Here is a 19215-nt window from a genome sequence, read left to right on the forward strand (position 1 = left end):
TCCCTTTTTTGTTGTTTCGTTACCGAATGGCTTACAGGCGCGCTTTGGCTTGTGCAACCACATTCTCTGCGGTGATGCCAAAGTGCTTATACAATTCAGGCGCAGGCGCAGAAGCACCGAACCCGGTCATACCGACAAAGCCGCCGTCTGAACCGATGTATTGATCCCAACCAAAGCGCATAGCGGCTTCGACGCCGACTTTAACGGTGCCTTCGCCCAACACACTGGCACGATAGGCTGCGTCTTGCTGATCGAACAGTTCCCAACATGGCATGGACACAACCGCGGTCGGTACACCTTCGCTTTGCAGCGTTGCCCGTGCCGCCATGGCGATTTCGACTTCGGAACCCGTCGCCATCAAGGTGACTTTGCGGGCGCCGCCTTCAGCTTCGGCCAGAACATACGCACCCTTGGCGGAGAGGTTTTCATCCGTGTGGGTGGTGCGCAACGGGGTCAAGGCTTGACGGGTCAAGATCATGCCCGTCGGAGTCTTTTCTGCTTTCAAAGCCGTTGCCCAGCATTCCGCCGTTTCCACAATGTCGCACGGACGCATGGTGTAGAAGTTCGGCATGGAGCGCAACATCGCCAGGGTTTCGACCGGCTGGTGGGTCGGGCCGTCTTCGCCCAGACCGATGGAATCGTGGGTCAGAACGTAAACCACGCGTTTGCCCATCAAAGCCGACAAGCGGATACCGCCCATCATGTAGTTGGCGAACACCGCAAAGGTGCCGGAGTACGGAATGAAGCCGCCGTGCAGCGCCAAACCGTTCATGACCGCCGACATGGCGTGCTCACGCACACCGTAGTGCAGGTAACGACCGGAGAAGTCGGTGTTCAAGATTGACGCGGTGGAAGGCGTCTTGGTGTTGACCGAGCCGGTCAAATCGGCGGAACCGCCAATCATTTCCGGGATAGAAGCGGTGAGCACTTCCAAAACCTTGCCAGAAGCCTGACGGGTCGCCAACTTCGGCGGTTCTTCAGCCATTTTTTTCTTAAACGCGTTGAGGGTGTCTTCCCAGCCTGCGGGCAGCGTGCCGGCATCGGTGCGGACAAATTCAGCCTTGGTCGCGGCGTCGAGCTTGTTCAAACGGCCTTCCCAAGCGTCACGGTCGGCAGAGTTCCGCGCCATGGCGGAACGCCAGGCTTCCAACACGTTCTGGGGGATTTCAAACGCCGGAGAATGCCAGCCCAGGCCTTCACGCATGCCTTTGATTTCGTCTGCGCCCAACGGTGCACCGTGGGTGTCGTGGGTGCCCGCTTTGGTGGGCGCGCCATAGCCGATGGTGGTTTTGCATGCGATCAGCGACGGCTTGTCGGATTTGCGTGCAGCATTCAGGGCCGCTTCAATCGCAACCGGGTCATGGCCGTCAACTTTTTGCGTGTGCCACTGCGACGCTTCAAAGCGTGCACACTGATCATCAGAAAGCGTCAAGTTGGTGTTGCCATCGATGCAAATTTCGTTGTCGTCCCACATTAAGATGAGTTTGCCCAGCTTCATGTGACCCGCCATGGAAATGGCTTCCTGGGAAATACCTTCCATCAAGCAGCCGTCGCCAGCGATGACGTAGGTGTAGTGATCGACGATGTCTTTGCCGTAACGGGCGGCCTGCATTTTTTCCGCCAACGCCATACCGACGGCGGTGGTGATGCCCTGACCGAGCGGCCCGGTGGTGGTTTCGACACCGTCCACATGGCCGTATTCCGGGTGACCGGCGGTCTTGGCGCCCATTTGGCGGAAGTTGCGCAGGTCATCCATGGTGACGTCTTCAACACCCGACAAATACAGCAATGCATACATCAGCATGGAGCCGTGGCCAGCCGACAAAACGAAGCGATCGCGGTCTGCCCATTTGGTTTTGCGCGGATCGAATTTCATGAACTTGGTGTACAGAACCGTGGCGACGTCGGCCATGCCCATGGGCATGCCAGGGTGGCCAGAGTTTGCGGCTTGCACGGCGTCAACAGCTAAAAAGCGGATAGCGTTGGCCATTTCGTTATGCGTTGCGGTCATTGGATTTAACTCCTCCCGAGTGGTTTTTTAAAGCTTTAGATTGCGTGGTGGCCAAGGGCAGCCTTGACCATGTGATAGGTGATTAACAATTCAGACAGCGCCAGCGGATGGCTGTGTGCGGTGTGATTTTCAGCATCTAGGTATTCTCCGACGTTTTCGCGCAGGTGCTGCGCTTCGGGGATCAGGTTCCACAACAGATCCTCAACCGCTTTGGCGCGTTTGTCGGAAATGTCGCCATGAATGTCGAGCACATCGACCGGTTTGCCGTCGATGTCGCGCGCCAGCTCCAAGCGAAAGCCTTTTTTCGCCGCGTCCAAAACCGGCGTCAGATCCGGGTGCGGCAAGGTTGGGCGCAGGGTGTGGCGAACGTTCAAGTGCGCCCCGGTTTCGCTTTGGTCGGTTTCCGGCGGATAGAACGTCACCACCATGTCGGCGAAGGTGCGTTGCGGCTGGATGTAGTTGTGGCTATCCGTAGCCCGCTTGGCGATGATTTCCGAGACCCGGTCTTCGGAATAACCGCGCACTTTGGTGTCACGTTGCAGTTTCCATTTGATGCGCAGGTCTTCGTCGGGCTCTAAAAACAGTTTCACGTCGTAACAATCGCGCATATCGCGGGTGGCGTAGCCCATCAGGCCTTCCAGGATGATATATTCGCGAGGCTCAACGTATTGGCACTGGCTGAAGGTGCCGCTGTCATGGTTGTAGATGGGCTTCAAAATCGGTTGGCCATCGCGCAACAGCTGGATGTGCTGTTCCAAGATGTCGATGTGATTGGCGGCAGGATCAAGCGCCGTGATGCCTCGTTTGGCCCGCTCAGCGCGGTCAAACTTGTGATAATCGTCAGTGCAAATGCTGACCACGCGCTCTGAACCCAAAATGCCCGCAATGCCTTCGGCAATGGTGCTTTTGCCCGATGCGCTGTCGCCAACGATGCCGAGTATGATCGGTCGCGTGATGCGTTTAAACGTCATGGTCTCAAAACTTCCTCTGGCGGGTCATCATCTGGCACATCCGTTAAGCCTGCTCGCCCAACTGGTGCCAGGTGCTCAGCACTTGGCGGCGGCCATTTGGATGGAGGGCGCTGGGTCCCGAAATCAGCAATGATTGGGTGCGTTCCATCGGCCCTTCTCGTTCGACACCTTCAAACAACAATCCGGTGGTGATGCCCGTGGCGGTGAAATGAACATTGTCCGACTTCACCAAATCGTTCAGCGCCATCCATGTTTTGGTGTCCATCTCGGCTTTGGAAACGGCGGCTTTTTCGGTGGTCAGTTGGGGGTCAATGCGCATGGTGAATTCACCACCCAAGGCGCGAATGGCGACCGCCGAAAGCATCCCTTCGCGCGCCCCACCGGTGCCCATCAAGGCATCAATGCCGGAGCCCGAGCCAAAATCAGGCATAGCCGCCATCAAGGCCCCCGCAACATCCCCCGCCGGATACAAGGCGACCCGCGCCCCGGCGTTGTGGATTTGGTTGACCAATTCCCGGTGACGGGGTTTTTCCAAAACAAACACGGTGAGTTCGGAGACCGGCTTGTCGAGAACCGACGACAACTGTCCCAGCTTAACCTGGGTGGGTGCGCTGGGATCAATTTTGCCGCGCGCCTTGGCTGATGCGGCGAATTTTTCCATATAAAATGCGGGACCGGGATTGAACAACGCCCCTTCGGGGGCCAAGGCCATAACCGCCATGGCGTTGGTCATGCCACGCGCCAAATAAGATGTGCCTTCAATCGGATCAACAACGACGTCAAAGCGGGTATCGCCTTCCCGTCCGCCAACCAATTCCAAACCCGTAGGTAAGCCAACGGCATTGGGGGGAACGTCCCCGACGGGGTTGTCTTCACCAATCACGACACGGCCCGAAATGGCGAGCTTGCCCAGTTCCAAACGCATGGCCTCAATGGCGGTGTGCGACGATTGTCCACGACTGCCGCGCCCGACCAGTCCCGCAGCGGCACGCGCAGCCGCTTCCGTTACACGGCACAGCGCATATACGAACAACTGATCATCGCAGCCAGAAACGCCTTGAGACATAAAAAATCCTGAGCATGAGGTGAGAACTGAAAAAAAATATCGCGCACCAAACCGACAGATCCGAACCTCATCCATATGAAGCTCAGCCGTTTTGTCCGGTCTGCCAAAGGCATCTTCAGACACCCCGGAGAAAGAGATCTCTGAGAGACCTTTGGCATTTCAGAGAGCAGCGCCTCCCCGCGCGCTCATCCAAAAAGGAGACCGGTAACACACAACCCCACCCTATGAGGCGGGGTGCGTCGCCATCAAACGCCTAATGGCGACAAATTCAAACACCCGGGTGGGGAGCCGCTCCATTTCTTTCGGGTGGGTCAAGACCCACACTAATGGTGGGGGTTGAATAGAAAGAGGTGAATATCACTGCTAACACAATGAATTGATTGAGCTTTAAACATTCCCACTGGCGTTCAGATAACACGCGACGGCTTGTGCGCGGTTCTTCACATCCAGCTTTCCGTAAAGATTTTTCAGGTGAAACTTCACCGTATTCAGGGAAATGGACAAATCCCCCGCAATTTGTTGGTTGGTGCGCCCCCGTGCCAATGACGCCAGCAGTTCTTGTTCACGCGCCGTAAGGCCTGAAAACGGGTCTGAACTGGAGCGAGACAAATCCATAAACGGAAACACCATACGCCCTTCGGAGACCGCCAAAACCGTTTCCGCCAGCACTGTAGATGCATCGCATTTTGAACAAAATCCGGCCCCGCCAAAGCGCATCACCTGACGCGGAATATCCGGCGCAGCGTTGCCTGTAAACACGATAATACGTGGGGCGTTCTCATTTTTTTGCAAAGCTTGCAGAACGCCCTGACCATTGAGGTAGGGCATATTCCAGCCGATGATGCCAACGTCGAAACTCAACCGGTCAACGGCTTCCATAAAGCGTTCGCCGTCCGCCGCCGTGGCGACCAGATTGAAGCGATCATCCAAATCGAACAACTGCACCAAGCCCGCCAAAATCAAGGGCGACTTATCGGCGATAACGATGTCGATGGGTTCGCGTTCTTCGGTGGGTGTTGTTTTCACGGAAAGCTCCTCACTTTCACAGAAGCAAACCGTTTGGCCCTGCCTCGTCACCAATTTGAGCAAAAATCACGCCCAAATGGGTAGGTTGGCGTTATGTCTACCAGCATTAAACCAAATAAGTAAAGGACTTACCTACCCGCATTGCAGCATTTCCACACAAGATATTGTTTATAAATCATATTTTTTATCAAAAAGAAGGTCCTGCAGACCACCCACTGGGAGGGTTTCAGATCGAATCAAGTGTCTTCGCAGTCGAAACAGCCTCCCCACCCCACCTTTTTGTGGGGTTTTGTGCAGATCAACGGAAAAGTTGGGTAGGATTGTACAGTTTTACGCTGACACAATAAGGGAATGTAGGGAGGGATAAAAAAACCTCGCCCTGTGTCCAACTGGGACAATCGGGGCGAGGCTTTGAAGTGAAGCGGAAATCCGCTTATTTGTGGGTCGGCAAGGTTTGAAGTTTTGCCAAAATATCCTTGATAATGGATGGCGACATACTCGCCTGCCAGGCGGGCATGTTCTCTCCCGGGTGACCATGCAATGTTTTGTGCAGGGCTTTCCAGGGACTTTCGATGGCGACACGACCAAGCGGCGGTATGGTCCGGATTGCATACCCCTGATCCCCGTGACACGTCGCGCACAAGGTCAAGTAATATTGCGTGCTGTTGCCCGCCACACCGCGGGCTTCCAGGGACCGAGCATCAATATACTCGTTCATATCAACTTGTCCGTTGCTGACAAAGTTGGCCAGGTCGTACAGGTCCGCATATTCGAGTTTATGTTCTAAGTCATGGGTTTCATCTTGCAAAACCTTGATGATTGCGGACGGATGGGCACCGACCATGGTGCGGATTCCGCGGATCCCGTTGGCGCCTTTGTAATCCCAACCGTGACATTCCACGCAACGCCACGTGTTTGACCCGGTCTCAACCTTTTTGTCTTTGGGATAAGCGGGTTGCGGATCTTTTGGATATTTGGTTTTCAGCTCAGCCGCCCAGTCATCATACAGCTTGCCGCCCCGGGCAATGGAAAACAGCGGATCGCGCGGTGGCAGCCCCTGAATGAACGCCAAGGTCGATAGGGTCGTGCGTACGTCAAACGCACGCAGCGCCGGCATAGCGTCCCCAGGATGACCATTGAGCATCTTATGCAAAGCTTGCCATGGATCCATCCTGGCGGCATCGCCCAACGGCGGAATGGTTTTCATCAAGCGCCCGTCAGATCCATGACAATTGACGCAAATGGTGGAAAAGTGCGCCGACGATGTGACAGGTTCGATCAACGCGCGGCCCGAAGCACGGTCAATAACACGGTCCATGGGCACCAAGCCCTTGACGATGAAGTTAGAGATATCTTCAAGGGCCTGATCGTCCAAGAAGTCTCTGTAGCCATGTTTTTCATCGGTCAAAATAGCGCTGACTTGAGCGGCTGTTGAACCGATCATGCCCGCCACACCTTTGATTCCGGTATAGTTCTCACCCGTGCTGAACGCACCTTTATCGCCCAGATAATCCCAACCATGACAGGTCACACAGCGCCAGGTTTGCCATGGTGTTTTCGCGTATTGACCGTCTGCAGGGTACAGCGGATGCAACGTGGTCGGCTTTTTTCGGGCCAATTCACGGATCCAATTGTCGTACATGCGTCCGCCAGCCGCGACCGAGGCCACCAACTCTTGCGCCTCTTGAGGTATGGCCTCCGATGTTTCTTGGGGTGGCGTTGAGGGCGCAGGCGTATCGGCGGCATTTAACGACGCACTTGAGAACAAGCCGATGGCGAGGGCCGTAACAACCGGCACAACGCTCCCCAGCGCGTTCAAAGGGAAAGAAATATTCATCTTCGTGAAGGCCATTTGCATTGTGTTGCCTCTTCTCGAACTCATTCACTACATACCAAAACCGGCATATTTAAGCTGGGACATCTAAACCAATTCTACAGCGCTTATGGTGCCTGCGCACTTACAAGACACGCCTAAGGCGCGAAGGGCACTGAGCCATGAAGCACCCTACCCCAAGCTGTCCTTAAAAATCAGCGCCCTTGGGCAGTTCATGCACCACGCCTTTATGGCACTGAATGCAATGACCGCCTTCATTTTGCGCTTCTTTATGCTTGCGCTGTGCACGACGGCCCTGTTCGTCGATGAGCATATTGTTAAAGTCGTGACAGTTTCGGCATTCGCGTGATTCGCGGTTTTCCATTTTCGCCCAAACCCGTTTGGCCATGTCCAAACGATGCTCTTCAAACTGTTCTTTGGTGTCGATGGTGCCCAAAATTTCGTGCATCACGTCCTTGTAGGCCAAAATCTTCGCAATCAGCTTGGCCGGATATTCTTTCGGGACGTGACAATCGGGGCAGCCCGCTTGAATGCCAACCGTATTTTTGAAATGGAAGCTCTTTTTGTATTCTTCATACGGATGGGTCATCGAATGACACGACACACAGAAATTCATGGTGTTGGTCATGGCGACGCCATTAAAGAAAACAAACAAGAATATGGACGTTCCAAGGACGCCAACAAACACACCGGCCCACAGCATAATCGGCCTTTTCAGCCAATTGATTATAGTCGATATCATTTTCCCGAGCTCCCTAGATCACGATCTTATCAATCAGGTGAAAGCGCCGTCCCCCAACGGCTACACCCTCTTGATCTTGCAGCCAGCGCCCTCTGCAGGCGTCCTGCTAAACGCCGATTATTCGGCTTTGTTCGTTCTTAATTCTGATGAACAAAAGCCCCCGTTCCCAAATGGGAACGAGGACTGTTGTGTCATGTCTTTAAAGACAACCCGGCATTAGCCCCAGGTGTCTTTACAGATGTTGTTGTACCAACTGTGGGCAAACTCGACTTCACGACGGAGCATTTCAGCGCTCGCGTCCATCGGCGTCAGCCCGCCTGCACCCGCAACACCGCCAATGACGTCTTTTTCGGCGTCGAAGCGATAAACCGCGGCAACCGAGAACGCATAGTCCTTACCGGCGATCGAGTAACAGGTGTTGACATAAGACGGCGTACCAACCGGCTTGCCAGCAAGCATGTTGATGATGGCAGCTGCCGTCACCTTACCTTGCGAGTTGGCGGAGTAACCAGATTTCGGCATGGACGTCGCCACGGAAGCGTCGCCCAGCACGTGGATACCCTTGTGCACTTTGGATTCGAACGTCGTTTTATCGACATCGCACCAGCCTTTGTCGTTGGTGAGACCGGCGATCGAAGCGATCGTGCCCGCAACTTGCGGCGCAATGTAGTTGATGACGTCGAACTTTTCTTTGCCACCCGACAGGGTTTCAATGGTCATGTCCGCAGCACTGACGGCATCGATACCGCCCGTCGATGCACCGGAACGCCATTCGATGATGGAGTTGTCGGTGCCAAAGCCATAGAGGTTCTTCCATGCCTGGGTAAACAACCCCTGCTTGGAGAACTTGTCCTTGCGGTCAATGATCACGACCTTGGACTTCGGCTTGTTGTGCATAAAGTATTGAGCAATCAAGCTCGCCCGTTCGTACGGTCCAGGAGGACAGCGGAATGGGTTGGGCGGTGCAATGATGGCAACTTTACCGCCATCAGGCATGGCTTCCAACTGTGAGCGCAGCAAAGCTGTCTGCGGACCGGCTTGCCAAGCATGAGGCAACTTGTCAAAAACGGCTTCGCCTTCTTTGACAAACGGATCAACGACAAAGCTGATGCCCGGTGCAACCACACAATGGTCGTAGCCATATGTGGTCCCGCCAGCGGTCGTTACGGTTTTCTTCGCCGCATCAATGGCCGTGACGTGGTCTTTGATGACTTTAACGCCCATTTTCATCAGACCATCGAATGTGACTTCGATTTGGCCCATGGTGCGCTCGCCGCCGAGCACTTCGTTCGACATAAAGCACGTGTGGTAGCTGGCTTTGGGTTCGATCACCGTGACATCGATGTCGGGATTGCCCATCTTCAAGTAACGCGCCGTTGTGGCACCACCGACACCGCCACCGACGATGACAACCTTACCGCCCGCAGCTGCGTTGGCAAGGCTCGGAGCCGCAAGAGTGGCTGCGCCAGCAATGGCGACGCCGCTTGTTGTCTTCAAGAAATGACGACGGTTCATAGTGTTCATGATCTTACTCATTCTCAGTTCCCCCCCTTACTTACGGCTGGCGTAAAATTGAAGTACTGCTTCAACGCCGCCCTTTTCTTTGAGTTCGCCGAGGACACGTAACTTTTTGCGTTTTTCCTTGTCGGACATGTTCGGATTGGCTTCGATATTGCGGCTACCCGAATCAAAATCCATCAAGTTGTTGCGCAGATACGGCAACATTTGACCGGCCAGAACGGGATAATCTTCTGCCGTATAGCCATCTTTTTCATGGCAACCTTCGCACATGTCTTTGATCAAAGCCTGACCTTTTGCCACTTCGGCAGGGTCAGTTTTTTGCATCGCCACACGTTCAAATTTCTGTTTAGAGAAAAAATCAGCCATTTTGGCGATTTCTGCATCGGAGTAGCCTTTGGCAATCCGCTGCATGACCGTTGATTTGCGAATAGTGCCATCACGATAGTTCGTCATAGACTCGATCAGATAATTCTTATTCATTCCTGCAATCGTTGGGGTTGCTGGACCTTGGCTAACGCCATTGGGGCCGTGGCAACCGTTACAGGTGTTGGCCAGCATGCTGGCTTCTGCATCGCTTGCTTGTGCTGTGGAAAAGCCCATCAGGCTGATCACGGCACCAGTTGCGAAAGCATAAGTCATAAATTTACGCACTGAGCATCCTCCCACTCGTTGTTGACGTGAATATTTCTTAGCACATGAAATGCAGGGGACAAAGCCAAAAAAACTCAAGTGTATCAATGACTTTAACAAAAAATACACACGACATTTTCATCAGCATTTACTCATGTAAGTGTTGTTCTTTACGAACAACACTTACATGACGTATTTCTTATGTTGCGACACACCAATGTCACAAACACAATCACTTAGTCTATTTGTACAGGGGCGTTATCGCTCATATATTGCATTGCAATAGAGACATCTACGCGTCAAAAAACTTGCAATCAGCATCCGTTTCCTTGAAGATTTGACCAAATTCGACACTGAGACATGGGGAAAGCCAGAAACCTCCAACTAAATTTAAATTGAAAGTTTGTTATTATGCGTCTCCTTCTTGCTATTCTCGTTCCGTGGTTACAATTTTTCACCATTGGTCGTCCCATTGCCGGCATCATTTGTCTGATATTGCAACTGACCTTGGTGGGCTGGATTCCCGCCGCGATTTGGTCCGTCTACGCTTTGAGCCAGTACAAAACGGACAGCAAAATCAAAAAGGCGCTGGGGCAATAATCCCTCACCTGCCTGTCTCTCAACGCCCTTGACTTGGATTGAACCATGGCTGCTGCCCCGCGCATTCCCGTATTGAAACTGCTCATCTGGTGTTTGATCATCGGGCTCTTGTTGGCGTGGTTCAACGCCTCGCCCGAGGGCGTCTATGCGTGGGCCGGTGAAACTGGTAAAGCGGCCTTTAATTGGCTGTGGAACTTTGGCCAACGAATCGGCCCTTATATACTGATGGGGGCCATGCTGGTGCTGCCCATTTGGGCCGTTATGTTTTTATGGAATTGGTTCAAGACCCGCTGATAAGCATCTGTATTAATGCATGTTTGGCTTCATTAAGACGCCATAATTCTGGGTGGTTTACGCCATTGGGTAAATTGATCGCGAATGTGTTGCGCCAGTTCGGAGGCGATTTCGTTGGCACCGCTGGCAGATGTATACAGGTTGATGTAAAAAACTGGTAAGTCCGGCAACCCCTGCTCTGCGCCCAACACCTCGACATAACTCGGCACGGTCGAATCCAAAATGGCCGTGACGCCGAGATCCGCACTCAACATGGCAAATGATGCGTCCATGTTGCGGGTGACGTTGATGCGCCATTCCCGCCCGACCCGTTCCAAGGCCCGCAGCATCGGCATGCGGAACATGCAGTTTTCATTGACAATCACCAGCGGCAAGGGCGTTTGCAGATGGCTATCGCCGCCACGACCGCCCACCCAAATCAGCTCATTGTGGATCAGCCGTTCAGCCCCTTTTGGGGTGTGGTTCTCGGTGGTCAAAGTGAGGTCAATCCGTCCCTTGGACAAGGCGTTCTTCAAATCTTCGCTGGTGCCGACTTCCAATTCCACACTGACCTTGGGGTATGCACTGGCAAAGCTTTTCAAGATCGGCCCGACAAACGGGAAAACGATGTCGTAGGGCACCCCAAAGCGCACCGTCCCGGAAAATTCCGGTGCCGTCATTAACGTAAAAACTTCATCATTCAAGGCAATCAGCTTTTGCGCCGGAACGATCAGTTTTTCCCCTTCAATGGTGGTATCAAGCCGTTGCCCCGCGCGATCAAACAAGGATTTTTGCAAAAGCTCTTCTAACCGTTTGATCCGTTGGCTGACGGCACCCTGGGTCACATTGAGACGATTGGCCGCGACGGTCATCGAGCCACTTTCCGCGACCGCGATGAAGGCACGCAAAAGCGCCGTGTCGATATCGCGTATGGGAATCTTTGCGTCATTAGCACTCATAATAGCAGTGATTATGAACATTGGTTTTACTAATAGCAAGCCCTTCGGCATTATACCCCTATCAAAACAGTTAACATGAGGAGACCGGGATCATGAATTACAACACTATCACCTGCTGCGACGACATGTGCGACGTATCGGCCAAAACCATGACCCAGCAACTCTTCGGCACCCGTGTGGCCGCGTTGGTGGACTGGGTCAAACGAGCCTATGACGTGTACCGCCAGCGTCGGCACCTTGCCCACTTGAGCGCCCGTGAGCTGTCCGATTTGGGCATCACCCGTGCCCAAGCACAATTTGAGAGCGCTCGGCCCTTCTGGGACCTGCCGAACGACGCGGCCTAACACGTTCCCCCCATCCCCAGCCTTCATTCCTCCAAATGAAAGCGCAAAAAAGCCGCCGGAATTCACTCCGGCGGCTTTTTTAATGAGGCGTTGAGAGACTAACCGCGTGCGCTCATCATTTGGCGCAAGATCGGGGTCAAAATCAGCTCCATGGCGAAGCCCATCTTGCCACCCGGCACGACGATGGTGTTGCGACGAGACATGAACGAGTGCGGGATCATCTGCAGCAAGTAAGGGAAGTCAATGTCCTTGGGCAGATTTTCCGGCTTGCGGAAACGAATCACCACGACGCTTTCATCAGGCGTCGGAATGTCGCGCGCAATGATCGGGTCGGAGGTGTCAACCACCGGCACGCGCTGGAAGTTGATGTCCGAATGCTGGAACTGCGGCACGATGTAGTGAACGTAGTCATGCATGCGGCGCATGATGGTGTCCATCACCGCTTCTTGCGAATAACCGCGTTGCGAGGTGTCGCGATGGATTTTTTGAATCCATTCCAGGTTGATCACCGGCACAACGCCGATTTTCAAATCTACATAACGGGGCATATCAACGTCAGCCGTTTTCACGCTGCCGTGCAGGCCTTCGTAGAACATCAAATCGGTGCCCGAGGGGATATCTTCCCAAGGCGTAAATTGACCGGGGTTTAAGCCTTCGTAAGCTGCGGCTTCTTCATCAGAGTGCAGGTACAAACGACGCTGACCGCCACCGGTCTCGCCATAGGTTTTAAACAGATCAGCCAATTTGGCGAATTCGTTCGCTTCGGGGCCGAAGTGGCTGAAAGTCATGTCGCCAGCGGCTTCGGTCTCAGCGACTTTGGCCTTCATGGCGGCGCGGTCATACCGGTGGAAGCTGTCCCCTTCAATCACGGCGGGGGTCAGGCCTTCACGGCGAAACATGTGTTCAAATGCATCTTTGACCGTGCTGGTCCCCGCACCGGAAGATCCGGTCACGGCGATAATCGGGTGTTTTTTGGACACGGGTGCAATCCTTCCCTGTTGGATTTCATTCATAATCGCCGCTCTAAATGAGCGATCTCTAATATGCGCAGTATGGCTGAATCGGAAAGGACCCGATAGCCATGAAATCACGATTCTTGTCCGGATCGAACGCTCAATCCCAAAAAAAGCCTCAAACGTGAGGCGCTTTGGGCAGAAAATCAACGTTCAACTCGGCCACGGGGAGGTCACTGAGGTAACGACAATGTGCCGTTCACGGGGCAATCTAGTACGCATTCTTTAAACGCGCGTCAACCCTTGTCGGTTCAAACGAAGCGGCTTGGCGGTACGTTTACCCTATGGGGGGAATGGGGTGGCTGATGGGTCTCGAACCCACGACCTCCGCGACCACAACGCGGCGCTCTGACCAACTGAGCTACAGCCACCATAGTGTTAAGCATTCCGAGGTGAACCCCGAAAGCCGCCCTTATCTAGACGGAAGACTTAGTCGCGTCAAGCACCCCGTTTAATGATCTGATGCGGTTTTTTCCAAACCGCACCGTAACCTGTGTTCCGACGCCGAGTTCGCTGACAATTTTCATCTCGCCATCATGGGCTTTGACCAGTTCGTTGGTGAGCGGCAAGCCCAGTCCGGTGCCTTCCGTCAGGCCCGCGATATGGCTGTTGGTGCGACCGAACGGTTCCATGGCCGATGCCAGCCCATCGGCATCCATGCCCAAGCCGGTATCCTTAACGATCAGTTCAATGGCATCGCTTTCATATTTCACAAGCAAGGAAACGGTGCCGCCGTTGGGCGTAAACTTGACCGCATTCGACAACAAATTCAGCAAAATTTGCATCAGGCGCCGTTTGTCGGCGTATAGCAGATCCATCCCATCCGGCGCATCCACAAATATGGTGATCTCCCCCGTCTCTGCGCGCGGTAGAATTTGCGAGACAGCCGCATCGGCAACCTCGGCCAAATCGACGGCTTCTTCATGCAAATCCATCTTGCCCGCTTCGATGGCTGAGAGGTCCAAAATATCGTTGATCAATTCCAGCAGATGGCCGCCGGATGCATGGATATTGGTGATGTATTCCGCATACTTATCATGGCCGAGGGGGCCGAGAATTTCATGGCAAATGCTGTCGGAAAAGCCAATGATGGCATTCAGCGGGGTGCGTAATTCATGGCTCATATTGGCCAAGAAGTCCGACTTGGCCTGGTTGGCGCTGTCGGCCAACTCTTTGGCTTTGACATAGTCGCGGGTACGCTCACTCACCTGTTCTTCCAAATGGCGTTGCTGCTCGGAGAGCACTTGCTCGACTTTTTTGCGTTGCGCAATCTCGTATTCCAATTGCTGGTTCTTGACCTCCAACTCGGCGCTGCGGTCGAGTGCGAGGCTTTCGGTATCTCTTTGCGAGCGCACCATTGTATTGGCTGATCTGGCAACGGCTTCAAGCTCTGCATAAGCCATCTGATCGGCATCAATGTTTATATTTTTTTCTGCGGCATGATCAAAAAAGGTCTGAAAAGCTGCAAAATTTGCCCCCAAAGAATCCGACAAGCGCCGCGCCAGAACAAAATAAATCGCAATCAACACCACCAGCACCAGCAGCGATCGCAAAATATTGCCCATTAATCGCTTGCTCAGGGCACTGCGGCGTTCACTGACTTGCCGTTCAATATCGTCCAGCATGACCCCCGCACCGATGTACCACTCAAACTGATCGATGCTTTCAACATAGCTGACTTTGGGACGCGGCGGACCGCCTTCAAACCCAGGAATGAAATAGTTTAAAAATCCACCACCATTTTTCGCCGCACGAATCAATTCGACGACGATTTTCACGCCATTGACGTCCGTGACCCCTATCATCTGCTTGCCTTTTTGGGGCGCCGTCAAAGAAATGCCATCCCATTGACCGCCAAACAGGTAGTTACCGACCCCGGCGGTCGACGTTTCAATCCGCGACAACAAACTGGCCTTGGTGGCTTTTAAGGCATCGTCCAGATATTCCCCGGTGCCGATGACCCAGCCCAGCGGGGCGTAAAGTTTGACGGCCGTCAGTTTGCGATGTTCGTCTCCGGGCTGATCCGGACGGCTCCAAGTGTGTTCGAAAAAATAAGGCCCCTGGCGTTCAAGTTCTTGACCATTAAGCGCCAACGCCAGGGTTTGGCGCACCATTGCCCTTTTTTTTGGCGGGCTGTCCAACAGCAAGTTCGTGCCTTCGTTTTCCGGTCGGTCCGTGGCCAACTGGGAAACACCCTCTAGGTCGATAATGAAAAAGTAACCTCGGCCATCATTATAGCGGATCTCTCGCAAGGCCTCCCGGACGGCTGTTTTGACCACATCCGGTTCAGACAACGGTGACAGATTCTTGTAGATTGAATCGACAATGGCGATGGCATTTGTCAATTCTTCCGTCAGCTTTTGCTTGGTACGAAGCTGATAGAGTTTACCCTCGGCCCGCACATTCGCCGCCGTGTCCGACACCACAGCCTTCAGAAAGGCCTTGTTTTCTTGAATTGAAGTATCGCGGTATTGATTCAGTTCCCGCGTCAGTTCGCGATAATCTTGATAAGTCCAAATGGTGCCCATGATCACCAGGGCCAGTATGGCCCACAAAGCCATACGCGTCGGCACAGCTGTCGCCAGTCTCGGTTTTTTGACCAGATGTTCGCCCAACGTCCGCTATCCCCATCGACACCCTCTTCTCACGACAACAGCTTAGCTATGTCAAAGAGGTATGTGATTATAAAAGCAAGATTAAGAGACATTCCGCAAGACATGTTTTAAAGGCGCGTGTCTGTTGACGTTTACGAATGCCCAGTCTGCACATAATTGCGTCAAATGCATAAATTTTATACACATCAAATCTAGTGATCGCCCCAATAATGTCACCTTTTAGCTGGATACCACCTTGTTTACATGGCAATAATTATCTATGAGGCCAGTTGGCACGCGGTATGCTAATTAAGCGTGACGCCGGGCTATGAATTTTGTCGGCGGCGTGAGACAGTGGCCGTACCAAGCCCACCTTATGGTGCGACCAAGCGGAGAAAAATTGAGCGATGAAAAAAATCGAAGCCATCATCAAACCCTTCAAACTGGACGAGGTGAAGGATGCCCTTCATGAAGTGGGCCTGCAAGGCATCACCGTCATCGAAGCCAAGGGGTTTGGGCGGCAAAAAGGCCATACTGAACTTTACCGCGGCGCAGAATATGTTGTCGACTTCCTGCCTAAGGTCAAACTTGAGGTGGTGCTCGACGACAGTTTGGTCGAACGCGCGGTTGAAGCCATTCTTCAAGCGGCCCATACGGGACGCATCGGGGACGGCAAAATTTTTATTCTTCCTGTTGAAGAAGCCATCCGGGTTCGCACGGGCGAAACCGGTAGTGATGCCATTTAACAGGGTTTGCACTACGAAACCTAATAAGCGAGACCTGATCTAATTCCACCTCAATTCCGGTCGCACATATACCCGGTCACACATTTACCATGCGGGACCTCCTTAAGATCGGCCTAAACCCTTAAAACCACCATCCACTGAGGAACAAAACTATGTCTTTGGATTGCAAGACTCCTGCTGACGTTATCAAATATCTGAAAGACGAAAACATCGATTTCGTCGATCTGCGCTTTACCGACCCCAAGGGTAAATGGCAGCACTTGACCATGTGTACCGATTTTGTCGACGCGGATGCGTTCGAAGACGGCATCATGTTTGACGGTTCATCCATCGAAGGCTGGAAGGCCATCAACGAATCCGACATGACGTTGATCCCGGACGCCACCACCGCCGTTATGGATCCGTTCTGCGCCCAGCCGCAGCTGATCTTGTTCTGCGACATCCAAGAGCCGTCCACCGGTCAGGGCTACAACCGTGACCCTCGTTCGGTTGCCAAACGCGCTGAAGAATATCTGAAATCCACCGGCATTGGCGACACCGCCTTTTTCGGCCCGGAACTCGAATTCTTCGTCTTTGACGATGTGCGTTTTGATGTTTCCATGAACCGCTGCTCCTACGAATTCGACAGTGACGAAGGTCCTTACGTCACCGGCAAAATCATGGAAGAAAGCAACATGGGTCACCGTCCTGGCGTTAAAGGCGGTTACTTCCCGGTTCCTCCCGTTGACTCTGCTCACGATTTGCGTGCCGAAATGGTTACCGTGATGCGGGAAATGGGCCTAACCATGGACAAGCATCACCACGAAGTGGCGCCGTCTCAGCATGAATTGGGCATGACCTACTCGACCTTGGTTCGTGCTGCTGATGACATCCAGATCAACAAGTACTGCACCCACATGACCGCACACACCTACGGCAAAACGGCGACCTTCATGCCGAAGCCCGTCGCTGGCGACAACGGTTCTGGTATGCACACCCACATGTCGATCTGGAAAGACGGCAAGCCAACCTTCGCAGGCAATGGCTACGCTGATCTGTCCGAAGAAGCGCTCTACTACATTGGCGGCATCATCAAGCACGCCAAGGCTTTGAACGCGTTCACCAACCCGTCGACCAACTCTTACAAGCGTTTGATCCCCGGTTTTGAAGCTCCGGTTCTGTTGGCTTATTCGGCCCGTAACCGTTCCGCTTCTTGCCGTATCCCGTTTGTGGCTTCGCCGAAGGGCAAGCGCGTCGAAGTCCGTTTCCCGGATCCGACCGCAAATCCGTACCTGGCCTTCACCGCCATGATGATGGCTGGTCTTGACGGTATCCAGAACAAGATCCACCCCGGCGATGCTATGGACAAGAACCTTTATGACTTGCCGCCTGCAGAGCTGGCTCAAGTTCCGACCGTGTGTGGCAGCTTGCGCGAAGCGCTGGATTGCCTCGACGCCGATCGCGAATTCCTGAAAAAGGGCGGCGTGATGGACGACGACATGATCGACGGCTATCTGGCCCTCAAGTGGGAAGATGTGTACAACTTCGAACACACTCCTCACCCGGTCGAATTCCAGATGTACTACAGCTGCTAATTCAAACGCAGCCGCATAACGAAAAGCCCCGCCAGAAACGGCGGGGCTTTTTTTATAGCTGATTTGTGATCCAACGGCCTTTGCGTTAGGTATATTTCTCATCGTTCATTTTCATCTTTTCGATGACGGGGCCCATGGCGCGAAAGCGTAAAATTGCGCCGCAAATAATCAAAACTATGCCGCCCAGCGTCCAGTAAACGGGATGAATGTAAACTTCCATGTGACTGAGGAAATACCCCCTTGCGGGTTCCAAAATGGTGCCGAGCACCAAATAAACGGCGGTGAAGAGAATCACCAAAATCCCCCCGCGCAGCAACTGCGCATGGAAGAAATAGCTGATGGGATGATGCTTTTGCATTTCGCGCTCAACACGTTCCCAAAACACATCACTGTTGCCGGGTAAGGCCATGAAAACCCCTTTCATCTGCGCTGGCAGATATAAGTCTGATCCGCAAAGTGTGAACAATTGGCAAACAAGCCGTCTAAGCCAAGACGTTTCGTGACGAATCATCCCTGCACATCGCCCCAATACAGCCATGATATGCTTCTATACTGTGTTAAGTGGCTGGAAAGGTTTCGCCACATATACTGGTGATGGTCAAGAAAGACCAGAGGAGGCCAGAATGTCCTATTATCAAGATCATAGCCACGACAATACCGACGACGACATCGCCCACTTGGCAGACGAATTGGTCCACCGCCTGGGTGTGGAAGACGCCCTTCAAGTTTGTCAGGAAAACTCTTGGGATGGTGTTTTGCATGAAATCCAAGGGCGGATTCAGATGGACGCAGACCGCTAGGTTTGCCCCTTAGGTTTTGACGTGTAGATAGCTCACAATGTAGTCGCCAACGGCTTTTGCATTGTTGAGGTCCAGTTGCGGTATCCCCACCCCTTCAAATGGTTCATCCGTCGCCAAGGCGACCACACTGTCGTCGTCTTCGCAAATCAGTTTTTTGCCCCGTGAGGGTCGATTGATTTCAATTTTCGGATACGTGTGGGATTTAAACCCTTCAATCAGCAAAACATCCACCGGGGCCATCATTTTGATCAAATCATCGATGGCGTATTCAGGGTCTTCGCGCAGTTCGTGGAGCATCGCCCAGCGTTTGCGCGACGTCAGCAAGACCTCTTTCGCGCCCGCTTCTCTGTGGCGATAGCTGTCTTTTCCGGGTTGATCCATATCAAAATCATGATGGGTGTGCTTCATGGTCGAAACCGTTAAGCCACGCGCCGTTAAGTCCGGGATCAGCTTGCCCAAAAGCGTCGTCTTGCCGCTGCCGCTCCATCCGATGATGCCCATGATATACTTA

The 19215-nt window shown here is 53.3% G+C and carries 19 protein-coding genes and 1 tRNA gene; 6 read left to right on the top strand and 14 right to left on the bottom strand.

All coding sequences use genetic code 11. The features are described from left to right. Window positions 1-31 precede the first annotated feature (31 nt). The 8 genes from tkt to BEN30_RS09505 form a co-directional block, all read right to left on the bottom strand. On the bottom strand, window positions 32-2011 hold the full coding sequence (gene tkt, locus BEN30_RS09470) for a transketolase (protein ID WP_069958105.1): 1980 nt from the start codon (window positions 2009-2011) through the stop codon (window positions 32-34). Between the two features lie 35 nt (window positions 2012-2046). Next, a complete protein-coding gene (locus BEN30_RS09475) occupies window positions 2047-2982 on the bottom strand; it encodes a phosphoribulokinase (protein ID WP_069958106.1) in 936 nt (311 codons plus the stop codon). Between the two features lie 43 nt (window positions 2983-3025). Continuing rightward, on the bottom strand, window positions 3026-4048 hold the full coding sequence (locus BEN30_RS09480; protein ID WP_069958107.1) for a fructose-bisphosphatase class II family protein: 1023 nt from the start codon (window positions 4046-4048) through the stop codon (window positions 3026-3028). Between the two features lie 387 nt (window positions 4049-4435). Next, complete coding sequence (locus tag BEN30_RS09485; protein WP_069958108.1) at window positions 4436-5074, bottom strand: response regulator transcription factor; 639 nt, start codon at window positions 5072-5074, stop codon at window positions 4436-4438. A 433-nt stretch (window positions 5075-5507) separates the two neighbouring features. Next, window positions 5508-6911, bottom strand: a complete 1404-nt coding sequence (locus BEN30_RS09490; protein ID WP_170827012.1) for a cytochrome c — start codon at window positions 6909-6911, stop codon at window positions 5508-5510. Between the two features lie 184 nt (window positions 6912-7095). Beyond that, window positions 7096-7650, bottom strand: coding sequence for a NapC/NirT family cytochrome c (locus BEN30_RS09495; RefSeq protein WP_069958110.1), 555 nt, complete (start codon window positions 7648-7650; stop codon window positions 7096-7098). A 216-nt stretch (window positions 7651-7866) separates the two neighbouring features. After that, window positions 7867-9174 carry an NAD(P)/FAD-dependent oxidoreductase gene (locus BEN30_RS09500; RefSeq protein ID WP_069958154.1) on the bottom strand — a complete coding sequence of 436 codons (1308 nt, stop codon included), beginning with the start codon at window positions 9172-9174 and terminating at the stop codon, window positions 7867-7869. Window positions 9175-9201: 27 nt separating this feature from the next. Beyond that, the gene (locus BEN30_RS09505; RefSeq protein WP_211563344.1) at window positions 9202-9822 is read right to left on the bottom strand and encodes a c-type cytochrome; all 621 of its coding nucleotides are present in this window, start codon (window positions 9820-9822) and stop codon (window positions 9202-9204) included. A 390-nt stretch (window positions 9823-10212) separates the two neighbouring features. Here BEN30_RS09505 and BEN30_RS09510 point away from each other — a divergent pair, with 390 nt between their 5' ends. Together BEN30_RS09510 and BEN30_RS09515 are read left to right on the top strand one after the other, a co-directional pair. After that, entirely contained in the window at window positions 10213-10401 is a 189-nt protein-coding gene (locus tag BEN30_RS09510) for a YqaE/Pmp3 family membrane protein (RefSeq protein WP_069958111.1), read from the top strand. 45 nt (window positions 10402-10446) lie between these two features. Next, window positions 10447-10695 carry a DUF6460 domain-containing protein gene (locus BEN30_RS09515; protein WP_069958112.1) on the top strand — a complete coding sequence of 83 codons (249 nt, stop codon included), beginning with the start codon at window positions 10447-10449 and terminating at the stop codon, window positions 10693-10695. A 32-nt stretch (window positions 10696-10727) separates the two neighbouring features. Here the strand turns inward: BEN30_RS09515 and BEN30_RS09520 are convergent, their stop codons facing one another. Further along, window positions 10728-11633: a LysR substrate-binding domain-containing protein gene (locus BEN30_RS09520; RefSeq protein WP_069958113.1), complete on the bottom strand. Its 906-nt coding sequence runs from the start codon at window positions 11631-11633 to the stop codon at window positions 10728-10730. Between the two features lie 92 nt (window positions 11634-11725). Between BEN30_RS09520 and BEN30_RS09525 the strand changes: the two genes are divergently transcribed. Beyond that, complete coding sequence (locus BEN30_RS09525; RefSeq protein ID WP_069958114.1) at window positions 11726-11977, top strand: DUF1127 domain-containing protein; 252 nt, start codon at window positions 11726-11728, stop codon at window positions 11975-11977. 98 nt (window positions 11978-12075) lie between these two features. Here BEN30_RS09525 and BEN30_RS09530 read toward each other — a convergent pair whose 3' ends face one another. From BEN30_RS09530 to BEN30_RS09540, 3 genes are all read right to left on the bottom strand, one after another. Continuing rightward, on the bottom strand, window positions 12076-12957 hold the full coding sequence (locus tag BEN30_RS09530) for a phosphoribulokinase (protein WP_069958156.1): 882 nt from the start codon (window positions 12955-12957) through the stop codon (window positions 12076-12078). 327 nt (window positions 12958-13284) lie between these two features. Then, window positions 13285-13361, bottom strand: a tRNA-His gene (locus BEN30_RS09535). Between the two features lie 45 nt (window positions 13362-13406). Then, entirely contained in the window at window positions 13407-15605 is a 2199-nt protein-coding gene (locus tag BEN30_RS09540; protein WP_069958115.1) for a cache domain-containing protein, read from the bottom strand. A gap of 386 nt (window positions 15606-15991) precedes the next feature. Between BEN30_RS09540 and BEN30_RS09545 the strand changes: the two genes are divergently transcribed. Together BEN30_RS09545 and glnA are read left to right on the top strand one after the other, a co-directional pair. Next, entirely contained in the window at window positions 15992-16330 is a 339-nt protein-coding gene (locus tag BEN30_RS09545; RefSeq protein ID WP_069958116.1) for a P-II family nitrogen regulator, read from the top strand. Window positions 16331-16482: 152 nt separating this feature from the next. Continuing rightward, window positions 16483-17904: a type I glutamate--ammonia ligase gene (gene glnA / locus BEN30_RS09550; RefSeq protein ID WP_069958117.1), complete on the top strand. Its 1422-nt coding sequence runs from the start codon at window positions 16483-16485 to the stop codon at window positions 17902-17904. Between the two features lie 85 nt (window positions 17905-17989). Here glnA and BEN30_RS09555 read toward each other — a convergent pair whose 3' ends face one another. After that, window positions 17990-18313, bottom strand: a complete 324-nt coding sequence (locus BEN30_RS09555) for a hypothetical protein (protein WP_139134949.1) — start codon at window positions 18311-18313, stop codon at window positions 17990-17992. A 214-nt stretch (window positions 18314-18527) separates the two neighbouring features. On the opposite strand from BEN30_RS09555, the gene BEN30_RS18635 reads away from it, so the two are divergent. Next, a complete protein-coding gene (locus BEN30_RS18635) occupies window positions 18528-18704 on the top strand; it encodes a hypothetical protein (protein ID WP_170827013.1) in 177 nt (58 codons plus the stop codon). 9 nt (window positions 18705-18713) lie between these two features. On the opposite strand, the gene mobB is transcribed toward BEN30_RS18635, so the two are convergent. Beyond that, window positions 18714-19205, bottom strand: a complete 492-nt coding sequence (gene mobB / locus BEN30_RS09560) for a molybdopterin-guanine dinucleotide biosynthesis protein B (RefSeq protein WP_245649033.1) — start codon at window positions 19203-19205, stop codon at window positions 18714-18716. Between the last annotated feature and the right edge of the window lie 10 nt (window positions 19206-19215).

Origin of the sequence: Magnetovibrio blakemorei (assembly GCF_001746755.1) — a bacterium.
Lineage (GTDB): Bacteria > Pseudomonadota > Alphaproteobacteria > Rhodospirillales > Magnetovibrionaceae > Magnetovibrio > Magnetovibrio blakemorei.

Excerpts from the sequence above, each read along its gene's own strand:
- tkt (WP_069958105.1), bottom strand. The coding sequence starts at position 2,011 with ATGACCGCAACGCATAACGAAATGGCCAACGCTATCCGCTTTTTAGCT.
- BEN30_RS09495 (WP_069958110.1), bottom strand. The coding sequence starts at position 7,650 with ATGATATCGACTATAATCAATTGGCTGAAAAGGCCGATTATGCTGTGG.
- BEN30_RS09500 (WP_069958154.1), bottom strand. The coding sequence starts at position 9,174 with ATGAACACTATGAACCGTCGTCATTTCTTGAAGACAACAAGCGGCGTC.
- mobB (WP_245649033.1), bottom strand. The coding sequence starts at position 19,205 with ATGGGCATCATCGGATGGAGCGGCAGCGGCAAGACGACGCTTTTGGGC.
- BEN30_RS09490 (WP_170827012.1), bottom strand. The coding sequence starts at position 6,911 with ATGAATATTTCTTTCCCTTTGAACGCGCTGGGGAGCGTTGTGCCGGTT.
- BEN30_RS09475 (WP_069958106.1), bottom strand. The coding sequence starts at position 2,982 with ATGACGTTTAAACGCATCACGCGACCGATCATACTCGGCATCGTTGGC.
- BEN30_RS09545 (WP_069958116.1), top strand. The coding sequence starts at position 15,992 with ATGAAAAAAATCGAAGCCATCATCAAACCCTTCAAACTGGACGAGGTG.
- glnA (WP_069958117.1), top strand. The coding sequence starts at position 16,483 with ATGTCTTTGGATTGCAAGACTCCTGCTGACGTTATCAAATATCTGAAA.
- BEN30_RS09520 (WP_069958113.1), bottom strand. The coding sequence starts at position 11,633 with ATGAGTGCTAATGACGCAAAGATTCCCATACGCGATATCGACACGGCG.
- BEN30_RS18635 (WP_170827013.1), top strand. The coding sequence starts at position 18,528 with ATGTCCTATTATCAAGATCATAGCCACGACAATACCGACGACGACATC.
- BEN30_RS09510 (WP_069958111.1), top strand. The coding sequence starts at position 10,213 with ATGCGTCTCCTTCTTGCTATTCTCGTTCCGTGGTTACAATTTTTCACC.
- BEN30_RS09515 (WP_069958112.1), top strand. The coding sequence starts at position 10,447 with ATGGCTGCTGCCCCGCGCATTCCCGTATTGAAACTGCTCATCTGGTGT.
- BEN30_RS09480 (WP_069958107.1), bottom strand. The coding sequence starts at position 4,048 with ATGTCTCAAGGCGTTTCTGGCTGCGATGATCAGTTGTTCGTATATGCG.
- BEN30_RS09555 (WP_139134949.1), bottom strand. The coding sequence starts at position 18,313 with ATGGCCTTACCCGGCAACAGTGATGTGTTTTGGGAACGTGTTGAGCGC.
- BEN30_RS09525 (WP_069958114.1), top strand. The coding sequence starts at position 11,726 with ATGAATTACAACACTATCACCTGCTGCGACGACATGTGCGACGTATCG.